Source organism: Veillonella sp., from assembly GCF_018364065.1.
In the GTDB taxonomy this organism is placed as follows: Bacteria; Bacillota; Negativicutes; order Veillonellales; family Veillonellaceae; genus Veillonella_A.
Genome location: NZ_JAGZMO010000001.1, coordinates 392,502 through 415,195 on the forward strand (window position 1 = coordinate 392,502; position 22,694 = coordinate 415,195).

At 42.5% G+C, this 22,694-nt stretch carries 19 protein-coding genes; 2 read left to right on the forward strand and 17 right to left on the reverse strand.

Translation table 11 applies throughout. The features are described from left to right. The 10 genes from glyQ to KHZ77_RS01815 all read right to left on the reverse strand — a co-directional run bounded on the left by glyQ (position 1) and on the right by KHZ77_RS01815 (position 11,800). Complete coding sequence (glyQ, locus tag KHZ77_RS01770) at positions 1-876, reverse strand: glycine--tRNA ligase subunit alpha (RefSeq protein WP_295195053.1); 876 nt, start codon at positions 874-876, stop codon at positions 1-3. Between the two features lie 200 nt (positions 877-1,076). Then, positions 1,077-1,793, reverse strand: a complete 717-nt coding sequence (locus tag KHZ77_RS01775) for a DNA repair protein RecO C-terminal domain-containing protein (protein WP_295195054.1) — start codon at positions 1,791-1,793, stop codon at positions 1,077-1,079. A gap of 30 nt (positions 1,794-1,823) precedes the next feature. Next, positions 1,824-3,170 (reverse strand): hemolysin family protein, encoded by a 1,347-nt coding sequence (locus KHZ77_RS01780; RefSeq protein WP_295195056.1) that lies wholly within the window; start codon positions 3,168-3,170, stop codon positions 1,824-1,826. Between the two features lie 74 nt (positions 3,171-3,244). Continuing rightward, positions 3,245-4,141, reverse strand: a complete 897-nt coding sequence (era, locus tag KHZ77_RS01785; protein WP_295195059.1) for a GTPase Era — start codon at positions 4,139-4,141, stop codon at positions 3,245-3,247. Further along, complete coding sequence (gene ybeY, locus KHZ77_RS01790) at positions 4,134-4,607, reverse strand: rRNA maturation RNase YbeY (protein ID WP_295195060.1); 474 nt, start codon at positions 4,605-4,607, stop codon at positions 4,134-4,136. Before ybeY ends, era begins: the two co-directional genes overlap by 8 nt. Positions 4,608-4,706: 99 nt before the next feature. After that, positions 4,707-5,816: a PhoH family protein gene (locus KHZ77_RS01795; protein ID WP_295195062.1), complete on the reverse strand. Its 1,110-nt coding sequence runs from the start codon at positions 5,814-5,816 to the stop codon at positions 4,707-4,709. A gap of 78 nt (positions 5,817-5,894) precedes the next feature. Continuing rightward, complete coding sequence (locus tag KHZ77_RS01800) at positions 5,895-6,857, reverse strand: TIGR01212 family radical SAM protein (RefSeq protein ID WP_295195064.1); 963 nt, start codon at positions 6,855-6,857, stop codon at positions 5,895-5,897. Positions 6,858-6,892: 35 nt separating this feature from the next. Beyond that, entirely contained in the window at positions 6,893-8,662 is a 1,770-nt protein-coding gene (locus KHZ77_RS01805) for a B12-binding domain-containing radical SAM protein (RefSeq protein WP_295195066.1), read from the reverse strand. A gap of 252 nt (positions 8,663-8,914) precedes the next feature. Continuing rightward, positions 8,915-11,122, reverse strand: coding sequence for a hypothetical protein (locus tag KHZ77_RS01810; RefSeq protein ID WP_295195068.1), 2,208 nt, complete (start codon positions 11,120-11,122; stop codon positions 8,915-8,917). Positions 11,123-11,215: 93 nt separating this feature from the next. Continuing rightward, positions 11,216-11,800, reverse strand: a complete 585-nt coding sequence (locus KHZ77_RS01815) for a histidine phosphatase family protein (RefSeq protein ID WP_295195069.1) — start codon at positions 11,798-11,800, stop codon at positions 11,216-11,218. Positions 11,801-12,044: 244 nt separating this feature from the next. Between KHZ77_RS01815 and KHZ77_RS01820 the strand changes: the two genes are divergently transcribed. Together KHZ77_RS01820 and nadE are read left to right on the forward strand one after the other, a co-directional pair. After that, positions 12,045-13,280, forward strand: coding sequence for an MFS transporter (locus tag KHZ77_RS01820; protein ID WP_295195070.1), 1,236 nt, complete (start codon positions 12,045-12,047; stop codon positions 13,278-13,280). A gap of 239 nt (positions 13,281-13,519) precedes the next feature. Beyond that, positions 13,520-15,484, forward strand: coding sequence for an NAD(+) synthase (gene nadE, locus KHZ77_RS01825; protein ID WP_295195072.1), 1,965 nt, complete (start codon positions 13,520-13,522; stop codon positions 15,482-15,484). Between the two features lie 196 nt (positions 15,485-15,680). On the opposite strand, the gene KHZ77_RS01830 is transcribed toward nadE, so the two are convergent. The 7 genes from KHZ77_RS01830 to KHZ77_RS01860 all read right to left on the reverse strand — a co-directional run bounded on the left by KHZ77_RS01830 (position 15,681) and on the right by KHZ77_RS01860 (position 22,688). Next, the gene (locus KHZ77_RS01830) at positions 15,681-16,199 is read right to left on the reverse strand and encodes a GNAT family N-acetyltransferase (protein ID WP_295195074.1); all 519 of its coding nucleotides are present in this window, start codon (positions 16,197-16,199) and stop codon (positions 15,681-15,683) included. Between the two features lie 150 nt (positions 16,200-16,349). Continuing rightward, positions 16,350-17,108 (reverse strand): DeoR/GlpR family DNA-binding transcription regulator, encoded by a 759-nt coding sequence (locus KHZ77_RS01835; protein WP_295195076.1) that lies wholly within the window; start codon positions 17,106-17,108, stop codon positions 16,350-16,352. A gap of 149 nt (positions 17,109-17,257) precedes the next feature. Continuing rightward, positions 17,258-18,238 (reverse strand): aldo/keto reductase, encoded by a 981-nt coding sequence (locus KHZ77_RS01840; RefSeq protein WP_295195078.1) that lies wholly within the window; start codon positions 18,236-18,238, stop codon positions 17,258-17,260. A 40-nt stretch (positions 18,239-18,278) separates the two neighbouring features. Then, positions 18,279-19,220: a carbohydrate kinase family protein gene (locus tag KHZ77_RS01845; RefSeq protein WP_295195079.1), complete on the reverse strand. Its 942-nt coding sequence runs from the start codon at positions 19,218-19,220 to the stop codon at positions 18,279-18,281. After that, a complete protein-coding gene (locus KHZ77_RS01850; RefSeq protein ID WP_295195082.1) occupies positions 19,217-20,059 on the reverse strand; it encodes a ketose-bisphosphate aldolase in 843 nt (280 codons plus the stop codon). Before KHZ77_RS01850 ends, KHZ77_RS01845 begins: the two co-directional genes overlap by 4 nt. Before the next feature lie 141 nt (positions 20,060-20,200). Beyond that, positions 20,201-21,247 (reverse strand): NAD(P)-dependent alcohol dehydrogenase, encoded by a 1,047-nt coding sequence (locus tag KHZ77_RS01855; protein ID WP_295195083.1) that lies wholly within the window; start codon positions 21,245-21,247, stop codon positions 20,201-20,203. A 76-nt stretch (positions 21,248-21,323) separates the two neighbouring features. Further along, a complete protein-coding gene (locus KHZ77_RS01860) occupies positions 21,324-22,688 on the reverse strand; it encodes an MFS transporter (RefSeq protein ID WP_295195085.1) in 1,365 nt (454 codons plus the stop codon). Positions 22,689-22,694: the final 6 nt, after the last annotated feature.

Consider the following 22,694-nt stretch of genomic DNA (forward strand, 5'->3'; position numbering starts at 1 on the left):
TTATTTATCTCCTTTCAACATTGGGAAGCCGAGCGATTCCCGTTTATCTAAATACGCCTGTGCACAAATACGAGCCAAGTTACGTACGCGACCGATGAAAGCCGTACGTTCGCTAATACTGATAGCACCGCGTGAGTCTAACAAGTTAAATGTGTGGGAGCATTTCAACACATAGTCATAGGCAGGTAAAATATAGCCTTCTTCGCAAATTCGTTTTGCTTCTTTTTCGTACATGTCGAATAAAGTGAAGAGCATATCTGTATCAGCCAATTCGAAGCTGTAAGCGGACTGTTCCACTTCATTTAAGTGCCAAACGTCACCGTAAGTAACGTTTTCATTCCATTTCAAGTCATATACGTTTTCAACGCCCTGAATGTACATGGCCAAACGTTCAAGACCGTACGTAATTTCAACGGATACCGGTTTTACATCGATACTGCCCACTTGCTGGAAGTACGTAAACTGTGTAACTTCCATGCCGTCGAGCCAAACTTCCCAGCCAAGACCCCAGGCGCCCAATGTAGGAGATTCCCAGTTATCTTCAACGAAGCGAATGTCATGGTCATTACCATGAATACCCAACACTTCAAGACTTTTTAAATATAATTCCTGAATATTATCAGGAGACGGTTTAATAATAACCTGAAATTGATGATGTTGATATAGACGATTAGGATTATCCCCGTAACGTCCGTCAGCAGGACGACGAGAAGGCTCTACATAACATACGGACCACGGTTCAGGACCGATTGCTCGTAAAAATGTGGCAGGGTTCATTGTACCTGCACCTTTCTCCATATCATATGGCTGTTCCAAAATACAGCCTTGTTCTGCCCAGAATTTTTGCAGATTTAAAATAATTTCTTGAAATGTCATGTCCGCTCCTCCTAAAACTCTATTTTTATTAGGACTCTAACCTCTGTTACCATACCAATTCACACATATATTGTCAACCCAAAATACAAGGGCTCAGTTCATGATTAAATTGATTAATACCATACACAATGTTTGTTATCATACTCACGTCAAAGTGAATATGCATTATCATCCTCACGACGCTAATATGTACAGTATAATCACAACGCTTTGCCGTTCATGGTGTGCAAAAAGGTCAGGGAACTCAGTTCTTCCCCCAATTGCATGGTGGCATAAGCAAATAAACTTCGCTCCAATTCGAGCCATACAGGTTTCTGCAATTGCAGCGCCGCCTGCTGCTCCGTCGTGCTCCAGGAATAGGCCAAAATCTGACCTAACCCTTCAATGGCACCGCGTGACAGGCTGAAACCTGTACTGCCGCGAAACTCGCGTAAAAATCGGTCCAATCCGTTTTCCCGGCCATAATCGGCGGCGGACGGCACAAAGCCGGCCTTGCTCATGAGCTGCCACCCTAAAATGATAACCGCCAGGGGCACCGATTTTGTGCGCACCAATTGGGAGAACCGATATACCAGACTGAACAGCGACGGATCCCGCTCTTCCATGGGAAACAGTTTACTGATTAATTCCCCTGCAAATGCGGCGTAGCATATACTGTTCAAGTCCGTTTCAATACTGCGAATAATATATTTGCCGTCAATTTGCTGCAGATTATAATATTCACCTTGCTGTTCCACCGTAATAATCACCGCACTGAAAGGTTGTAAATACCCGGTGCTGCGCATGCCCTGAAGGCGCTTATGAGGCACTGAACAGCGAATGATGCCCTTCTGCCGCGTCAAGAACGTAATGACCGAATAGGTCTTCAACTTTCTGCGCCACAGTACAATGGCTTCATAATTCACACCTAAGGCCATAGTCAGCACTCCTTCATAAGGCCTTGCGGCCTACTTATTTTCAGTCACTTCAGACTCGTTGTTTTCTCGTACAATCGGCGTCGCCTTCAAGCGAGCAATACGATAGCCTTGCATTTCCGTAACGGTAAATGTGTAATCAGCCACTTCCGCCGTATCACCTACAACCGGCGTACGTTCCAAGAGACCGAAGATGAAACCGCCGATAGTATCTTCTTCCGGATCGTCGAAATCAACGTGCATAGCGTATTTTACTTCATCTACCAGCACTTTGCCGTCAAATTCAAAGGAACCGTCCTGATTAGCCACGATAGCCGGCGTATCATTTTCGTGTTCGTCCTTAATGTCGCCTACAAGCTCTTCAATAATATCTTCCAAGCACACAAGACCAACCATACCGCCGTATTCATCTACAACAACGGCCTGGTAAATGCGGCGTGTACGCATATATTGAAGCAATACAGACAGCTTCATTACTTCCGGAATGAGCAAAATATCGCGACGAACAAGGCGCAAGTCCTTACGTGCCTTATCGCCCTGTTCCATTAAGTCCTTAATGTGAACCAAACCGATTACATGGTCCTTATCTTCCATACAAAGAGGATAACGGGTATGGCTCGTTTCGGAAATGTTCTTCATAGTCGTTTCGAAATCATCTTCCACATAGATGCAGTCTACATCCTGACGTGGAATCATAACTTCTTTCGCCATACGTTCCACGAAGTCGAATACATTGTCGATGAGCTCCCCTTCCACATGGTCCAGCTGCCCTTCCAAATGACTGCGGTTGACCATCATGCGGATTTCTTCCTCTGTATGTACCAAGTCAAGCTCGTTTTTGTAAGGCGCTCCAACACCGCGAAGCAATAACTCGCTGGCGTGTTGTGCAATCCACACAAACGGCGTACCGATATAACCGAGAATGCATACGACTTTTGCCGTCCAGCGCACGTAGCGAAGCGGGAACGACAAGCCTAAGGCTTTCGGAATAATTTCACCGAACACCAAAATGATAAGGGCAATGCAGGCAATAACAACGATGTCCAGCAAAATGGCCATCGCTTCATTGTGAATGCCCAGCACTTCATTCCAATGTTGAATGTACGGCGTAACCAGCGCCGTGCCTACACTGGATAAAAGAACAATAAAAAACAAAATTAAAAATTGTGATGTATTAACAAATCGCTCCGGTCTTTGATACAAAGTCTTTAAAAATGCTTTCGCATCCTCACTTAAGTCCTCTACTTCGTCCAAATGCTCTTCGCTCAGACGGGCAAAGGAGAACTTTGCCAACACCAACACATTGATAATAAGCATACAAATGATGCCTAATATCCCCAATAAAAAACCGGCCTCCAGCGGAGTATCGATATGAATCATTCCTTTCTCTTACTAGGTGCTCTCATGCATATTTAGATGATTCGCAACATGAAACGCACAACCTTGCTTTTAAATTATTCGTAGCCGAATTCGGACAGCATACCTGATTTATTGCGCCAATCCTTTTTAACTTTCACCCATAAATCAAGGTATACTTTCGTGGCCAGAAGACGTTCGATATCGCTGCGCGCTTCACCGCCAAGCTCACGAAGCATACTTCCTTTTTTACCGATTATTATACCCTTTTGAGAGTCCCGTTCGCAATAGATAGTCGCACGAATATACGTAGTTCCGTCATCGCGCTGCTTCATTTCATCCACATCGACGGCGATGGCATGAGGAATCTCTTCTCTCGTTTTAAGAAGAATCTTTTCACGCACAATATCCGCAATGATGAGGCGTTCCGGCTGATCCGTAATCATATCATCCGGGAAGTATTGAGGACCTTCAGGCAATACTTCTTCCAACACAGTTAATACTTCGGAAATATTGTCTTTTTCCCGTGCGGAAATTGGAATAATGCCTTCGAACGGATAGAGGTTTTTGTACTCCACAATCGTTTCCAACACTTCTTCCTTAGTTAAGGTGTCAATCTTGTTAATAACCAGGAAAACAGGCACGTTTACGTTTTTCAACTGTTCGATAATAAAATTATCGCCCGGTCCGCGTTTTTCATTAGCAGCTACCAAAAAGAGAACCGCTTCTACTTCCTTCAGTGAATCTACCGCCGCTTTTACCATGAATTCACCCAGCTTGTGCTTAGGCTTATGAATCCCCGGCGTATCCATGAAAACGATCTGCTTCTTCTCGTCCATGTAAATACACACGATTCGGTTTCGTGTAGTTTGCGCCTTATCGGACACGATAACAATCTTATCGCCGATGAGCGCGTTGATTAATGTAGATTTACCCACATTCGGGCGACCTACTACGGCTACAAAGCCGGATTTAAAATGAGCATCTTTATTCATTATATGGTGCATCCTCCCGCACATACCCTAAATTTCCAAGTACAAATTCTTCTTCCTGACGCATTTCCTTCTTATCTTCATCGGTCATGTGATCATAGCCGAGAATGTGCAAGCATCCGTGAACGGTCAAATAAGCCAACTCCCGTTCAAAAGGATGTCCATATTCCTCAGCCTGTTCCGCCGTGCGTTCCAGGGAAATAATCAAATCACCTATCAAGTGAGACTCCAGGTCTCCGTTATCTTCCCCTTCATTCAAGGCGAAGGACAACACGTCTGTAGGACGGTCAATATTGCGATAGGTCTTATTTAACTGATGGATGTACGGATTGTCGCAAAGAAGCACGCTGAGCTCTTCGTCATTGCCAATACCGTAAACACGGCTCACTTCGGCACATACGCGATTAACAATCTCTTCGTAGGCCGGCACCGGTTCCATCGTTTCTATATAACTTATGGTCACTTCCATAACTATATCTCCTCTATACTGATCTGAATTCAATTTCAGATTCTAACTATCTGTTCTTCATAAGTCGTCCCCTATAAAGGCCATACATTCAGAAGCACGTTACGCTTCCGGATTATCCTTATGAGACTCATCAGTGGATGCATCAGTCTCTACTGCCTCAGCAACCTCAACTGCCTCAACCGCTTGATTTTCCTGCGCTTCCAATTTACGCTGTTTATCCGCTAGGCGCTTCTGCTTCTTCGCTTCCTGCATTTCCATGCGGTTCTGGTACGCTTCATAAGCGCGAATAATCTTACTTACCAAGTCATGACGAACTACGTCTTCATCAGTGAAGTGCACCATTTCGATCCCCGGCACGCGAGACAGTACTTTTTCCGCCTCCGTCAAACCGGACTGCATACGGGACGGCAAGTCAATCTGCGTTTTATCGCCGTTAATTACCATCTTGGACTGATTGCCTAAACGGGTCAGGAACATCTTCATCTGTTCCGGCGTCGTATTCTGCGCTTCATCAAGGATGACAAAGGCATTTTCCAAGGTGCGCCCGCGCATATACGCCAATGGGGCAATTTCAATGATGCCGCGCATCATAAAGCGTTCCACCTGTTCCAGGCCGAACATATCGTTTAACGCATCATAGAGCGGACGCAAATACGGATCCACCTTCTCTTTTAAATCACCCGGCAAGTAACCCAGTTTTTCACCGGCTTCAACGGCAGGACGAGTCAAAATGATGCGTTCCACATCACGGTTTTTCAGATAAAATGCAGCTAGTGCAACGGCAAGGAATGTTTTTCCCGTACCGGCCGGACCGATACCGAAGGTGATTGTGTTTTTGCGGATTGCATCCACATAGCGTTTCTGCCCTTCCGTTTTCGGCGTAATCATTTTGCCTTTTACCGTAATATTTACCGTATCTTCGAACATGGTATGTAATAAATCGGCCTTCTGATTTTTTACCATCTTCACAGCAATACGCACCTGCTGCTCTGTAATGGCCCGGCTTTCTTTATATAGAAACACCAGTTCTTCCATAACGCGCCAGAACTGATTGACAATGTCATCATCACCGGAAATCTGCAATGTATCGCCGCGGCTCACAACGTGACATGGCAATTCTTCAATAATCAACTGTAAATGACGCTCCTGCACGCCTAAAATCGGACCTGCCATTTCATAACGTGGGAAAGTAAATGTGCGTTCACTCATCGTATTCTGTACCTCTCCTTTTCATTAACGGTAACATTGAAATACTACTGACTACTTAAACTGAAAACCAATTGACTACTATAAAAACTTGCGCACAGCGCGGCCATTTAAGTAATTACACAAATCACCCTGCCGTACGTCCAGTTCTTCCATGCGACGATCAATTTCTTCCTGAATGCGCCACCAGCCCATGGACCAGTTAGTGAACAAGGTGTTCGTTTCCGGTGCACGGCCTACAAGGCGCTGCAGTACAATGCGATCATCTAAATTACGTAAAAATGCAATCACCCGGTCAATGTATTCGTCGGCGCTGATTAAGCTGAATTCACCGGCTTCATACCATTTGGCCATCAACGTATTCTTCACTATATATAGCGCATGAAGTTTCACCTGGTCCACGCCGAGAGCCGATAAAATGCGAGCTCCTTCCACCGTATCTTCCATGGTATCCCACGGCAGATTTAAAATCATGTGCGCACAGGTGCTGATGCCATATTTTTTCGTGCGAAGCACCGCATCAATAAACTCGGCCAGTCCATGACCGCGGTTAATCTTCTCCAATGTATGATAATTTACGGACTGTAAGCCGTATTCTAAATAAATATCAACGTTAAATCGTTCCCGAATATCCTGTAACACTTCCAAATAGGGATCGCTGATACAATCAGGTCGTGTAGCAATAGCCAACCCTACCGTGCTGTCGATGCAACCCGCTTCCATATACGCTTTGAACTGGTCCACCGGCAAATAAGTATTACTGAAATTCTGATAATAGGGAATATATTTATAGGCCTTGTATTTCGGAGCAATGTGCGCAATATTCGCTGTCAATTGCTCCTGAACGGTCATAGTAGCCGGCAGATTTTCATAGCCCGCTCCAATTTCACCGCAGAATACACAACCGCCTACGCCGGCCGAACCGTCCCTGTTCGGACAAGTTAACGGCAACGCTACCGGCAGTTTATAGACCTTTTCACCATAGGTTTCCTTTAAAAACTTTGAATACACCCGATACCGTTTCGGTTTCGTCGTATCACTCATATACTGATTCTTCCTTTCGATGCATGATTCATTCTTTAAACAGGCCGTACAAACGGAGCCTGTCGTTCTTTTACATCAATTATTAAAGTGACCGTATCATGACCGGCCGCTTCCAGATTCACCCGTTCGGCTGCTGTAATTGCACCAAGTATGTAAGCTGTTTCCAAATGAACAACGTGTTCGCAGTAATCCTGGCGAATGCGGCGCCATTCCACGAAGCGATAATGTGGAATATATTGGCTAACCACCGCTTCATCACGCCAAAACGCTTCGCCGGCCTGCAGCAATTCTTTCGTCTGCTTCGGCAGGCCCAGCTCATCGCCGCGCACTTTCCCTTTATAACTCACCAAACAGTCGTACTGTAACAACTCCTGGCTCGTTACATCGTTCAAGTCGCCAAAGAAGCTATATAAAAAGGCCATCTGATCTTTGTCATTTAATTTGCGCTGATGCAGGTTTTGCCCTAGCCAGGCCTTCGTCATGGCCTCGAAATAATGGAACGGACTTTCTTTTTCATTGATAAGGCGCTGCCCCAAATAATCGAACACTGTGCGCAACCGTTCACTATTATAAAAGCGCTCGAACACATCTTCCAGATGCTTCAAGAAGCGAATTTGTTCATACGGCATTACATGAGACGCCAGCACTTCGTAGGGTGCCTTCGAGTCGTACACATAATTAAATTCCGAACTGCGCTCCAAACCGGAGCCTTGCAGTAATTTTAAAAAGCCCAATTGCAATGCATGTGGCTGTAAAGCGAACACATCATTGAAGGACTGACCGAATCGCTCATAATGCTCATGAGGGAGCCCGATAATCAAGTCCATGTGCACGTGAGTGCGCCCGGCCCGAATAACCGGCTCAATAACTTCACAAATATGGGGCCAGTTATTATACCGCTTAATCGCTTTTAACGTATCCGGGTTCGTACTTTGCACGCCCACTTCAATCTGCATGCGCCCTTTCGGCGAATTACTCAACAATTCCACCTCTTTCGGTCCCATGAGAACCGGCTCCATTTCCAAGTGGAAATTTGTTGCTGTATCGGCGGCGCTGATCCATTCCATAATGGGAATGTGATGATGAGCGGCACAGTTAAATGTACGGTCCACGAATTTTATCTGCTTCACCTTGTGATCAATAAACCATTGCAACTCTTCAAGAGTTCGTTCCAATGGAAAAAAGCGGACCGTGTTCGCATTACCTGATAGGCAATATTGACAAGAAAACGGACAACCGCGCGATGATTCGTAATACATAATCTTATGTTCCAAATCATCCATATCCCCTTCCTCGTAGGGGAAAGGAATCGTGCTCAGATCCTTTACTTCCGCAACAGTTTCCGAACCTTCAATCGTATCGGTCATACGGTTGCGCCCCAGCAGGCCTTCCACAGAAGGCTCAAACGGCGAACGTCCTGCTTGAAGACGTTCCACAAAGTTGGTAAACACTTCTTCCCCTTCGCCTTGCACAATATAGTCAATGTAAGGGTGCCGTTCCAAAATGCGTCGTGCCGTATAACTCACTTCCGGACCGCCCAACACAATGGTAAGCTCCGGTTTAATCGATTTTAACAGCGACGCCACATGCAGGGTCATGTCAATATTCCAAATATAACAGGCAAAGCCGATCACATCCGCTTCGTGCTCCGTAATATCGCTTATTATATCTAAAACAGGCATATTGATAGTGTATTCCACTATCTCATATGCCTGTCCGCGCGTACGCCCGTAAGCCCTTAAGTATCTAAGGGCTAAGGACGAATGTATAAACTTTGAGTTTAATGTACTTAAAACTATATTCATTGATTAATTATTTCCTCTTCATATGATCACAGCCATAACTGTCTCTGTTAGTTAAGCATGACTTACATGCACTAGTACACATATTATAACATATGTTATGAGGAAATTGTATGAATAAACCTGTAGGTTACTCGGTTTTTACTAGAAAATTACATGCTTTTTGAATAGCGTACAACAAAATTTTCTGTAGCGAAAAATACTATGGCAAGCGTTTCTATGTTACACATATATCAGCAATATAATGTATGGCATTTATGGCCGGCAATACATTCGGCTATAAATATAGTCTAGGATGTATTTATTCCCGTTTATTTCGTCATCCATATTAAACAATAAGTTTCGCGCCTTAAGCATAAGCTTACGATCAATTCCTTTCGCATCGTGTACTGCGTCATTGCGAATTTTTACAAATTTATCCAACTTATCTAACGCTGCTTTATCAGCTTTTAATCGTTCTTCAAGAAGTAAAACCAGCTTGCCCAATGTGCTCTTATCGTTTTCACCAATTTCTCTATGAAGATATAAATATTTCTTCAACACATTTTCAAGGCATTTGCCATAGGACATGAGCAAAAAAGAAAAGTCCATATATTCGCTATCTTTATGGTTGTTAAATAGAAATTCTCCCAGCTGCAATTGGTTGATAGATTCATCATCAAGGCAATCATAGCGCTTTTTCAATTTAAGTCGCAATTTTTCTTTTTGCTTCTCCTTGTTCCTATCTTTCTTTATCTCCGCATCCTGCAGATCTTGAAGGGCTTTAAAAAGGAGTTTTTCGTAATCGTCCCATCCCGCTACAGCATCAATAGGAGCGCCTATCTGTTGGGCAAATTTTGTCAGTACATTTTTTATCCCTAAGAGCGTATTATCTTTCGCCACAATTTGCTCATGCAAATTATCAAGCTCATTTTGCAGCTTCTTATTAATCTCGGCCTGCTCTTTATTAATTCTGGCCTGTTCTCTATTTATTCTGTCTTTTTCTTCGTTTTCTTTTTGTGATTTATTTAACTGTTCTCTTAGCGATTTCTTTTCCGCTTCAGACGCCCTGCGCGCTTCATCATTCCGTCGATTCTTTTCTTCCGCAATTGAAAGCTGCCGGCTTTTTTTCTCACTTTCATCCTTATACGCTTGAATCTCTTTATTCTTTTTATCCAGTTCCTTTGCTTGCCGCTCCTCAGCTTTCTTAAGTTCCGCTTCCATACGTTCCTGATTGTGCTTAGCCTGTACTTTGACAGTATCCATTTTTACTTCAAAAGCAGCCACAATATTTTCAAGCTCTTCTTTTGAGACAGAAGATTGTTTAAATTGCTCAAACTCTTCGTTCAATTCTTTAAGAGCAATTTTTTCCTTTAAATCAGCCTTCTCTTTGTTGTCCTTTTTTACGCGTTCCCATTCGTCCCGGTCGATAACCAGCTTATTACCTTGAATGATAACTTTTGCTTCACTGAAGGTAGTATCCACATGAATCTTTTGAGCCAATGCGGCATCACTGGTCCACTGCGCTAAAGATTCCTCAGGCGGCATAAACGATTTGCCTTGTCTGAGAGCTATATCAGAGAAAATATTACTCAATAGATCGGCAGACAGTTTTTTTCTGTCTTTAGTTATTCTCCAAGAGCCCCACGCAAAAGATGCTAAAAAGCCGACCGGTCCCAAAAACACGCTCATCGCACCGGCTGCTGATGTATAAGCGGCAAAGGGCAACGTTATCTGCAACATAGTAGTAAACACGGTATGCATTAATGTAGAAAGGGCCATATAGGTGCCAAATCCACCCAAATTTCCCAATGCAAACGGCCCCATACTGGCCATAACGCGGCGCACAGTTTTACCTGATAGTTCATTCAAATTAAAGGTTTCTTTTAACGCCTGTCTTTGATGTTCCGGTAAGTCCTTCAAGACTTTATCCATAGCCTCTTCCGTTGCTTTTTGCTCGCGGGAAGATTGTTTTTTGGCCATTTTTTGCATGCGAACCATGTTTTCATTGCCCACGGCTTCCACAATCATGTCCGCTCGTCGTCTATAAGGTAAATCCATATCAAACTTTTTGTATTCGCTGATAAAGTCTATGAGATGTTTCTCCCATTTTTCTGCAAGATACGCATCACTTTGCAGTCGTAACTTTATATGATGCGTCCCTTGGCGCACTGAGTCTGCCACCAAATCATCAAGCCCTGATGTTATAGTAAGTCCTGTAATCCGCTTCGTTATTTCATTAATCATCATAGAAATTAATGTTTCTTTCGGATAATGACGTAATGACACAACTTCTTTTGCCAGCTTCTCTTCAACTGACTCTACAGCCCTTTTATTTTTCGAAAATTTATTAAAAATTGAATTGCTGAGTTTTGTCGTTTGGGTAGCTAACAAATTCTCTAACTTATATACCCGTAAAACACCTATGGTTTGTGCCAGTTCATTCTCATTAAAATCGTATAGTTTATTAATAATAAAAGCCATGCGCTCTCCCTAACTAAACACCGAATTACCTGTATACAAAAAAACTAATTATTCGTAAATGAGCTATTCGCGCATTCAATCGTAACCGGTTCCCTACACCGTATGTTTAAAAATATCGCAATTATATATTACAGGACAATCAAAAAATGTCTCCATTAGCTCCTGCACGGATGCGCGCGGTTTTTCGAGAACCTGGAAAAAGGCCTTCATAAATAACGCATGTGTAAAAAGAGCCACATTCTGATTGGTGCCGCCAAATTCATCGTACAACAACTCATGACTTTCTTTAACCCGTTCAATAAACTGTGCAAATGACTCCACTTCAGGGCTTTCCTGTAAATTAGGATTCATGGCACTCCAAAATGCATCTACCATAGGCCGGCGTTCTTCTAATGTGGTGGCATTACACTTTGCCGGATCCAAATATGTAAATTCCCTTACAGCGGCCCATTCCTCTACCGGCACATCAGGGTGCATAGCGATGGTAGGCTGTGCCGTTTCCTGCGTGCGCAAATAGGTTGAATAAATAATATAATCAAGCTGTTTCGGTAATCTGTCAGGAACAGCTGCCGCCTGTGTTCTTCCTAATGGTGTCAAAGGTATGGTGGCTGTATCAAATGTTTTAAGTCCCGCATTCGCAGCACTTTCACCATGCCGAATCAGATAAATCGTTGCCATAGTACTCCTTTTACTCCTTTTCTCGATCACTCTACGTTTCATTCCAACACCTACATCATACCATGTATTATGTGCTGTTTCATCATAATATGAGTCCGTAAAATCATTAAAAGATTTCATAGCGAAGTGCCGGTTTAAAAATCTCACACTTTATTCCCTTTAATATGCTATGAAATTCTTGTAATAAAAGCATTATAAGGTATAAAATATATAATTATAATACATAGTGAAGTGAGGTTTTTTTATGAGTTCTAATTTAAGTTCTAACGGGGCCTCAACGACTCCATCATTATTACAAAAAACATTGACCTATTTACCGTCAGTGTGTCACATGATTAACGACACGGCGCAAGGTTCTCTACCGGCATTACTGCCTTTATTTATATCGACCTATAATCTGTCTTACGAACAGGCGGCACTCATCATATTCTGTAACACCGCTTTCGCATCCATAGCACAACCTATCTTCGGTTATCTGGCCGATAAAAAAACATTTTGGCAAAGTATTCCACTGGGGATTCTAATCTGTGGTTTCAGCATTTCCATGCTCGGATTTGTAAGCAGTTATGAAGCGATTTTACTCTGCGCCTTGATTGCCGGCCTCGGTTCCGCCCTCTTCCATCCGGAAGCGGCTCGCTGGGTAAATGCCGTATCCGGTGCACAACGCGGTAAAATCATGGGCTACTTCTCAGTAGGTGGTCAGGCCGGATTTGCCATCGGACCAATGCTGGCCAGCACAGCTTATATCTGGGGACCTAAAACATTGATTATGTTCGCCATAATCGCTGTTATTACGGTTACTGTTTATATCGCAACCGCCCCATATAAGCAGGTAAAAGAACGTGAAAAGAAAGCGGCCAAACGTCGTGAAGGTACTGCCACCAACGATTGGAAGAGCTTTAACATTCTCTTCCTTATCATTGCGGCCCGCTCTATCTGTTTCGCCGTACTTAATACATTCATTCCGATTTATTGGATCACCCATTTGGGACAAACTACCGCATCAGCCAACTTTGCCTTGTCCGCCTTCTTCATCTGCGGCGTTATCGTAACACTTCTGGGCGGTACCTTGTCTGACCGCATCGGCTATGTAAAAGTCATTCGCTACAGCTATATCAGCCTGTTGCCACTCATGTTGGCATTTACACTAAGCGATTCCTACTGGCTCTCAATGGCACTAATTCTGCCATTGAGCTTCGGTATTTTCCTACAATATAGTCCAATCGTTATTTTAGGGCAGAATTACTTAAACAAAAATATCGGCTTTGCCTCCGGTATTACCCTTGGCGTAGGTATCACCCTTGGCGGTATCGTAGCACCGCTTATCGGTAAATTGGGGGATATATATAGCCTAAAAACTGCTTGGTTAACCTTGAACCCTATTTGTTGGCTCGCCTTAATCGCCACCTTCTTTATTACAGATTCACAGCGTGTGAAAAATATCATATCTAATAAGCAAGAAGAACAGCAGGAACAATAAGGTAAAATCTGAAGAATAATAAGCATTAGAGCAAAATCTGATATTTAATAAAACTTTAAGGCAAAATCTGAGGAATAGTAGAAACAATAAGCAAAATCTGAAAAATAATCAAAGCAATAAGACCAAAACTGACAGTCTAAGAGAACCTCAAATCTATCGCTGTTTCAATGTCGTTTCTGTCATCATTTTATATGAATCAAAACTGTCAACAAACATGTTACTAACGAAGAGGAGCTTACATGATACGCATCGGTATGGGGCAAATTGAAATTGTGCCCGGCAATCCATCTAAAAACAAAACAACCATTTTACAAGCTATCCAATACGCCAAAGCCTTGCGCCTTGATGTATTAGTACTACCTGAAATGGCCATCAGCGGTTACATGATTGGCGATCTTTGGGATCAGCCTGCCTTTGTCGATGAATGTCTCCGTTTCGGCGAAGAAGTAATTAAGGCTTCCTCCGATTTAGCCATTATCTTCGGCAATGTGGCTGTTGACCGGAATTCTAAAAACATGGACGGACGGGTTCGCAAATTTAACGCCATCTATATTGCCCAGCATGGTCAATTGGTGCAGCCGTCCCACAGTACCTATCCGTTTATCGTTAAAACATTATCACCAAACTATCGCTTCTTCAACGAAGCCCGGTATTTCACTGATTTGCGAGATATAGCCTTTGAAGAAAACCGCTCTGTCCAAGATATGTTGAGCATCGTTACACTCTCCAATAAGGACGGAAAAAGATATAACATAGCGCCATTATTATGTGAGGACAGTTGGGATGATAACTACAGTCTGTCCCCGACTAAGCTTTTATATGCTAAAAGCCTAAAAACAGACATGCCGATTAATGCGTTTATCAATATTTCAGCATCACCATTTACATTGGGTAAAAATGAACGACGCCATCGACTCTTTCAAGACAGAGCTCGCGAAATGCGCATACCGATTTTCTACATCAACGCTGTAGGTATCCAGAATAACGGAAAATCCATTTGCACCTTTGACGGTCAATCAACCTATTACAGTGCTGATGGAAGCATCGCCGAACAATTACCTGCCTTTGAGGGCGCTATAAAAGCTGTTATACTGCCCGGAAAAAATGATTCCTATAGTGTTTTGCGAAGCTCAAATACTTTGGTAGCGAATGCTGCTAATTCGTTTGGCGCAAAAACTACTACCGCCATCTCTGAATCTACCCGGAGCGAAGTAGAGCAAGTGTATAAGGCCCTTCATTTCGGTTTAACAAAATTCTTGGAACAAACAGGTATTAAAAAAGTAGTTATCGGCGCATCCGGCGGTATTGATTCCGCTGTAAACGCTGCCCTCTATGCATCCGTATTACCTCCAAGTCAGGTGTATTTAGTAAATATGCCGTCTCGTTTCAACTCAACCATGACCAAAGATCTGGCCCGCGATTTAGCGACTAACTTAGGATGCCCATACGCTATTTGCCCTGTACAGGACAGTTTGGAGCTGACTACAGAGCAATTGAGCGCACTTGAATTTGTCAGCCCTCATGGAAGTGAAACGCTAAATATTTCGTCCTTTGTAAAAGAAAACATTCAGGCTCGCGATCGCTCATCCCGTATTTTAGCAGGCATTGCGGCCGGTTTAGGTGGCGCCTTCACTTGCAATGGCAACAAGACTGAACTCTCCATCGGTTACGCCACACTTTACGGCGATATGGCCGGCTTCCTCGCTGCTACCGGGGACTTGTGGAAATTCCAAATGTACGAACTGGCCCACTACTTAAACGAAGTTGTTTATAAACGCGAAGTCATTCCGCAAGGGACCATCTCCGTTATTCCTAGTGCTGAACTATCTGACTCGCAAGACATCACTAAAGGACAAGGCGATCCGTTGCAATATGAATACCATGACCGCCTCTTCCGCTCCTTTATCGAACCTTGGAATCGATTGACGCCGGAAGATGTGCTAAGCGCTTATATAGAAAATCGCTTAGAAGACGTCCTACAATTGTCTAATCCGATCTCTACTTATTTCAAATCGAGCGAAGCTTTTGTTGCTGACCTGGAACGTTGGTGGAACATGCAGTCCGGCATGGCCGTGGCCAAACGCATTCAGAGCCCGCCAATCATCGTCATCAGCCGCCGATCCTATGGCGGTGACTTGCAAGAGTCGCAAATGAAGCCGTATTATACGCAGAAATACTTAGAATTAAAAGAATCACTGAAATAAAAAAGATATTCCTCTACAGTTCTCAATCATTTGATTAAGAAACGGTAAGAGGAATATTTTTTTGCGTAAATTTTATTTTTGTTTAAATTATAAAAGACTGATACGATTTATATAAATTATAAAAGACCGATACGACTAGATATATACTCATCGTATCGGTCTAAAAACCATCTCAAAATGTCCTATAAGCCCCAACTTATAAGATTTTATCGTAAGCTAAAAACTCTCCGCCTTGGAAAATTACGCTTCCACACTTAACATAGCCATTTTTCTCCAAAATATGCTGCATTCTTTTATTTTGGAATCCCGTATCAATGCGGATGTATGGCACATTATGAGCGAGGCACATTTCATCAATCAGTGCAAAGGCCTTATGAGCTATGCCCTTTCCGCGCGCCTTTTTGCTGAAAGCCAGACGATGGATTACTCCATAAGGTGCATCACTTCGCCAAGCCCCCTTAATCGTGTCATACGCCGGCTCGCCGTCAAAATCAATGAGCATGTACCCTAAAATATCCTGATCAGATTTAAGCACATACCCCTTTTGTCGTTGTATATCCTCTACAATCGTATCACGATTGGGATACTTCTCCGTCCACTGTATAAACCCTTGCTCTTGCTGAAACGCACGGCCATCTTCAATAATCTCATAACATACAGAAACATCCTTCAGTTCTGCCAATTCTAGCGAGTACGTAGTATCCTCTTTTTCCATATGATTCTCTCCTCTTCATCAATTCCAACCGTCTTTTAACCTTCAGAATTGCACTCATTTTATTGTTATTGTACTACTCACTAGATACAAAGTAAATCAAAGCATAAAGAAAATAAAAAGCAGGTTGAAACAATGTTTCAACCTGCTTTTTTAATAAATGATCTTTATATCATTTCTCTGGAAGAAATCCATCCAGTCATCGGAAGGGCGTTTGTCAGTGACTAAAATATCAATATGATAAAAGTCAGCTAATCGTAAAAACGCCGGTTTATCAAATTTGCTGTGATCCAGCAACATAATTACCTGCTCAGCTCGTTTTAGCATAGCCAGCTTCGTAAGCGCTTCAAATTCATTGGAGTCCAATGCACCGCGCTCTTTATCCAGCCCTGCACAACTGATAAGTAATGTATCGAATGAATAGTTTTCAATCGTTTGTGTTGCTACCACACCTTGTAATGACATAGTTTGAGGATTAAATATACCACCTGTAGACATAATCGTCATTTTTGAGTCCACTAATTCTGAAAGCGCTTCCGTAGAATTCGTCAACAAGGTTAAGTCCTGACGGTCCTTTAATAATCGCAGTACTTCTAATACAGTCGTACTCGAATCAGCGGCAATGCTAGTTTTATTTTCTAACAGTGGCAATACTTTTAGCGCAATCATACGCTTTTCTTCACTAAAACTGGCCATCCGTTTGTAAAAATGGTTCGATTCATACGCCGGGGACTGGTTCAACACTGCTCCACCATAGGTTCGCGTTACAAGGCCTTCTTCTGACAATTTATTTAAGTCTCGACGGATTGTTTCTTCAGTAACATTAAAGCGCTCACTCAATGCGGTTACATTAACACTTTTTTCACTCTCCAGAGTTTCCATAATTTGCTCTATTCGATCTTTACCACGCATGTAGCGCTCACCTCCCTTTGTATCAAAATAAAATCCGTTGTTCAACAAAACAACGGATTTTATTGATAACTTCTACCGTTATTATATCAAGTGAATATTGGTATATCAACATTTCTTGTATAAATTACGACAGTATTTAACATTAAATCTTATTTATCCGCTGCAATGGCTAAGTCTCTCATTAAATCCGCATCAGCCTTTGATAAGGAAATATTCAATGCTTTCGCATTTTCTTCCAATTGCGGTACTGTATTGGCTCCATTAAGGATAGTAATAAAGTCACCTTGTGCCAAAATCCATGCAAGTGCCAATGTTGGAATGGTGCAATTGTATTTTTCACACAACGGTTTCCACGCATCCATCATATCCATAGCTTTTTGCATTTTATCTGGCTGGAACCATTTCTTATTGCATTGTGCGCCGATAGGCTTGTAATCTCGTGGGAATGTACCGGACAAGAGGCCCTGTTCCAATGGAGAGTATGCTTGTAAGGTAATGCCATATTCCTGACAAACAGGGAACAAGTCTTCTTCAATAGCACGGTCAAGTACACTGTACTTGCCTTGAACGATATCAAGTTCGCCATATTTCATATACTCTCTGATTTGGTCAGGAGAAATATTGGCGGCCCCGATAGCTTTGATTTTACCGGCTGCTTTTAACTCATTAAGAACTTCCATAGTTTCCGAAATTGGTGTGAAGTATGGCTCAACCGATTGCCAATGCGTCATATATACATCAACGTAATCCAATTGAAGACGTTCCAAACTCTGTTCAATTTCTTCGCGAATGGATTCCTTAGACAAGTTCTTATAAAGCTGCGTATCGCCTACTTTATTAAATAAGCTGCCTTTTTTATCCCATACAATACCACATTTAGTAATTACAATAACTTCTTCACGGTTCATTCCTTTAAGAGCTTCACCAACGATTCGTTCGCTGGCGCCGAAGTTGTATCCCGGTGCTGTATCTACCAAATTAATACCTAATGGCAAAATTCCTTGAATTGTATCGATACAGTCTTGAAGATTCTTATCACCGCCCCAAGCCGGGCCGCCACCGATTGACCAGGTACCAAGACCCATTCGAGACACTTGTAAGTCCGTTGATCCTAATTTAATTTTATCCATTCTCTATCTCCCGCTCCTGTCACTATGACCTGAAATATTGTTATTTACTGTAAGTATTGTATACCGCTTCTACCTGCTCACGATTTTGAACACCTGTAGTAGCGCCTAAACTTTGAACAGATACGGCTGCTGTGGAATTAGCAAATTTAGCACATTCTTCAATGGATTTACCATCTAATAAAGCGGTAATAAAACCTGATGCGAAATTATCACCGGCACCGGTTGTATCAATAGCCGTGATACCTGCTACCGATGGAACGTGGTTTGCCATATTTTGTCCTTTTACGAAACAACCTTTTTTACCTGTTTTTAACACTACATGTTTTACGCCACAGGCTAAAAACGTATCTGCAATCTCATCTTCCGTTTCAACGCCGGTCAACAATTTTGCCTCTTCAAAGTTAGGGAAAATATAGTCTACATATGACAGAGCCCCTTTAATATCAGCCAGTGTTTCGCCAAGACGAGGTTTTATCATATCAGCACATATAGTAAGACCCGCATCTTTGGCTGCTTTAAAAATAATTTCTAAGCTCTTGCCATCCAATAATGGAGAGTTAAAGATACTGGCTAAGGATAATATCTTGGCCTCTTTAAAACGGTTCATATCTATATGTTCAATATTTGTTTTCCATAAACTGCCATTGCGATTTGTTACAAAAGTTCGTTCGCCATCAGCTGCTACCAATCCGATATTGATAGATGTATCAATAGTATCGTCAACAACGACAGAACTAGTATCAATGCCCTCTTTTTCACAGGCTTCACGAACAAATGCACCGGCCGGATCATTACCGACTAAAGCCATGAGCGCAACTTTTTTACCCAAGCGGGAAATAATTGTCGATTCATTCAGCGCATCCCCTCCCAGTGTCATTCCAATGGAATCGAGAGGATACGAGTCGGCATCAAATATATTTTTATCGACGGGACGCAGTAAAATATCTACTATGGCAGCGCCTGCACAAATTACATCAATCACGCTTCATCAGCCTTTCCGTCAGTTTTGAACAATTTAATTTTTTCCATAGCTCTTTGTTTAACTGCCTGACGCACTGCACGTTCTAATTCCAAGAATGTGCTGTTCGTATTTTCGCGAACAGCGTCCATAGCTGCCTGGCAAAGTTCTGTATGGATATTTACTTTTGTAATACCTAATTCAATAGCCTTACGCACATCTTCATTGCTGATACCGGATGCGCCATGAAGTACTAATGGAATAGATACAGCATCTCTTACGCGTTTTAGTACATCAAAGTTAATTTGTGGTTCAGAAGTATATACACCATGCTGATTACCGATAGCTACCGCTAAAGAGTCACAACCTGTACGTTCCACGAATTCAGCTGCTTCATCAGGATTTGTATAAATGTAGTCAGCCAACGCTTCTTCGTATACTGTTTCATTACCAACATGACCCAATTCCGCTTCAACAGGAACACCACGCATATGGAAGTAATCAACCACTTCTTTGGTCAATTTAATGTTTGTTTCTAAATCGTAAGCGGATGCATCGCGCATTACAGAGTTCATGCCATGATTGTACGCATTTTGAACGATTTCCATGCTGCGGCCATGATCCCAGTGAGTAATTACAGGAACTGTAGCTTTTTCAGCCATGGATACCATCATGTGGGAGAAATCTTCAAAGGAAGTATTCCCTACGAAACCTGTACCGAAAGAAATGATAATTGGTGCTCGTAATTCTTCGGCTGCGTCAATAACGCCCATCAACATTTCTGCATTCCACACATTGAAGTGAGGAATTGCATATTTGCCTGCTTGTGCTTTTTCTTCCCAGTATTTAATATTTGCTAACATACTATCGTCTCCTTATTTGCTATACCTGTGCGCTGTATATTTTAATTAATTATTAAACTGACATTTCTAATCGATTGTCCTACGCCGAACCAAAGTGTATTCGAGGATATAAAGGGAATGGTTCAACATAGGGACTCACTCTTATAATTCGTCAATCTTAATAACGGCCTTAATAATATCAGCTTTCAAATTCAATGAGTCTTCAAACGCCTTTTGTGTATCTTTGTAGTCGTAAATGTGAGTAACCATAGATTTTACATCAAAAGTTCCTGACTCAATAGCATCGATAGTTACCGGATAGCGGTTAGCATAACGGAATACTGTTTGAATCGACACTTCACGATTTATTTTAAGGAAGTTAATTGGGGTGTCACCTTGAATTGTGCCTACAATCATGATTTTACCGCCACGCATTACAATGAGTGGAGCTTGAGCGGCTGTAATTGCGGAACCGGCAGTTTCAAATACAATATCGGCTCCCAATTCGCCCAAGATTTCATGAGTGCGTGCCACAGTATCTTCGGTTTTACCGTTAATTACTTCCATCGCGCCCAATTTCTTAGCAAAATTTAAACGTTTTTCGATTACATCAACAACTACAATCTGTGTAGCCCCTAAAGCTTTACAAGCTTGCAAAGTCATGAGACCGATGCAGCCTGCACCGAGGATAACAATTTTTTTGCCCGGTTTTACATCACCCATCATAGCTGCATGAACCCCTACAGAAGCCGGTTCGATAAGGGCCCCTTCCATAGTGCTCATAGAATCAGGTAATTTATATGTGTATGCTTCAGGGTGTACAAGATAATTAGTTAACGCACCGCGATAGTTAGGCTGTGTAGCCATGAAATCCACATCAGGGCAAATATTATAGTGACCTTCGCGGCAGAAACGGCATTTTCCGCAAGGAACGCCCGGTTCAATAGCAACTCTGTCACCAACTTTTAAGTGCTTTACTTGAGGGCCAATCTTAACAATTGTACCGGCACATTCGTGACCTAAACCGATTTCCTGATTTGGATCTTTTGGTGGAATAAACGGACCGTGTTCAAAGCCGTGAATATCGGAACCGCACATACCTACATATTCAACTTTTATCAATACTTCATCGTTCTTAGGTTCAGGTACTGCTGCTTCTTTAAATACCATTTTGCCCGGAGTTTCTAAAATTGCTTTTGTGTTTTTCATAGTTTTTTCCTCTTTTCAATTCTCTTTGGAAAATGTTTGCCGGAGCAAGGACTCTTTCATGCCCCGGCAACGCTATCTATTTAGCTACGCTGATCTGCTCTACGGAAGCGCCTCGACTTTCAATACCAAGCACTGCAATGGACAATGCTACTACGATCGATACACCACTCAGGAACAAGAACACGCCGGTTACACCCATACTGTCTAATAAGGTTGCTACTACATACGGTGCAATAATACCGCTGATACGACCTACCGCATTTGCCAAGCCGGACCCTCTCAATTTTGCCTCAGTCGGCCAAATTTCAGGTACATATACAGCTGATGCATAACATACAAACATGTATACGAAGATGATGAGGAATAAGCCCATAATACTGATCATTGTCATGCTGGTCTGTAAGGAATATACATAACCAAGAACAGCGATAATTACCAGAAGCCCTACGCCCATAACCTTACGAGGCAGGCGGTCCATGATAAACATGGCGATAAATATACCGGTAGGAGCACCGAACATACTCATCGTATTTAATACGATAGAATCTTTAAGATTGATTCCCTGGGCCATGAATAAAGTTGGCAGCCAGTTAATCAGTGTATACTGTACAACGTTCATAGCGATTAAAACCATGGATCCCAAAACAACTCGTTTAAATAATGCCCCTTTAAATAATGCACTATATGGAAGGTTATGCTGCACTTCGTCAACTGTATCAGCTACAGGAGGCAATTTAATGCCTTTGTCAGCTTCTACTTTTGCTTCGATGGCACTCATGATTTTTTCCGCTTCTTCAAAGCGGCCTTTTGATTCGAGCCAACGTGGAGATTCAGGGAATTTCTTATACGCAATAATTGTTGCAATTAAGGATAAAATGGAAGGAATTACAAATTGGACACGCCAGTTCATTTCAGGCGATACAACTAATACAATCCCCATGGCAATCAGTGAACATACCGGGTATGACCAGTTGCCGATAAAGGATACACGGCTGGACCAAGTACCGCGGTTACGAGCCGGCATATATTCTGTAAAACCTGCAAACAAGGTAACCAGCAAAGCCCCTAAGCCGAAGCCCATAACAAAGCGGCACGCGATTAAGAAGGTCATATTCGGTGACAAGGCACCGGCGATCATAGAAATAATGTGAATGGCTTCGAATAAGAGGAAACCATTTTTACGTCCGATTTTATCACCTATAATACCGCCTACCAAAGCGCCTAGGAACATACCGGCCGTAGTCAGCGCTACAAACATGGCACTAATACTGTTATTGGTCCATCCCAATGTTTTTAGTTGTGCTAATACAAGGCCGCCAATCGCATTACTCCAACAAACTAATAAGGCAAAGGCAACCATTCCAAACATTGACCAATGCCATCCGGAGTCAGGCAATCGGTCGAGTCGAGCACCACAATTCGGTCTTTTTAGTTCTGTCATAATATT

Excerpts from the sequence above, each read along its gene's own strand:
- KHZ77_RS01815 (WP_295195069.1), bottom strand. The coding sequence starts at position 11,800 with ATGGCAACGATTTATCTGATTCGGCATGGTGAAAGTGCTGCGAATGCG.
- ybeY (WP_295195060.1), bottom strand. The coding sequence starts at position 4,607 with ATGGAAGTGACCATAAGTTATATAGAAACGATGGAACCGGTGCCGGCC.
- KHZ77_RS01850 (WP_295195082.1), bottom strand. The coding sequence starts at position 20,059 with ATGTTAGCAAATATTAAATACTGGGAAGAAAAAGCACAAGCAGGCAAA.
- KHZ77_RS01835 (WP_295195076.1), bottom strand. The coding sequence starts at position 17,108 with ATGCGTGGTAAAGATCGAATAGAGCAAATTATGGAAACTCTGGAGAGT.
- KHZ77_RS01775 (WP_295195054.1), bottom strand. The coding sequence starts at position 1,793 with ATGGCCTTAGGTGTGAATTATGAAGCCATTGTACTGTGGCGCAGAAAG.
- era (WP_295195059.1), bottom strand. The coding sequence starts at position 4,141 with ATGAATAAAGATGCTCATTTTAAATCCGGCTTTGTAGCCGTAGTAGGT.
- nadE (WP_295195072.1), top strand. The coding sequence starts at position 13,520 with ATGATACGCATCGGTATGGGGCAAATTGAAATTGTGCCCGGCAATCCA.
- KHZ77_RS01830 (WP_295195074.1), bottom strand. The coding sequence starts at position 16,199 with ATGGAAAAAGAGGATACTACGTACTCGCTAGAATTGGCAGAACTGAAG.
- KHZ77_RS01855 (WP_295195083.1), bottom strand. The coding sequence starts at position 21,247 with ATGAAAAACACAAAAGCAATTTTAGAAACTCCGGGCAAAATGGTATTT.
- KHZ77_RS01780 (WP_295195056.1), bottom strand. The coding sequence starts at position 3,170 with ATGATTCATATCGATACTCCGCTGGAGGCCGGTTTTTTATTGGGGATA.
- KHZ77_RS01860 (WP_295195085.1), bottom strand. The coding sequence starts at position 22,688 with ATGACAGAACTAAAAAGACCGAATTGTGGTGCTCGACTCGACCGATTG.
- KHZ77_RS01795 (WP_295195062.1), bottom strand. The coding sequence starts at position 5,816 with ATGAGTGAACGCACATTTACTTTCCCACGTTATGAAATGGCAGGTCCG.
- KHZ77_RS01810 (WP_295195068.1), bottom strand. The coding sequence starts at position 11,122 with ATGGCTTTTATTATTAATAAACTATACGATTTTAATGAGAATGAACTG.
- KHZ77_RS01820 (WP_295195070.1), top strand. The coding sequence starts at position 12,045 with ATGAGTTCTAATTTAAGTTCTAACGGGGCCTCAACGACTCCATCATTA.
- KHZ77_RS01840 (WP_295195078.1), bottom strand. The coding sequence starts at position 18,238 with ATGGATAAAATTAAATTAGGATCAACGGACTTACAAGTGTCTCGAATG.
- glyQ (WP_295195053.1), bottom strand. The coding sequence starts at position 876 with ATGACATTTCAAGAAATTATTTTAAATCTGCAAAAATTCTGGGCAGAA.
- KHZ77_RS01800 (WP_295195064.1), bottom strand. The coding sequence starts at position 6,857 with ATGAGTGATACGACGAAACCGAAACGGTATCGGGTGTATTCAAAGTTT.
- KHZ77_RS01805 (WP_295195066.1), bottom strand. The coding sequence starts at position 8,662 with ATGAATATAGTTTTAAGTACATTAAACTCAAAGTTTATACATTCGTCC.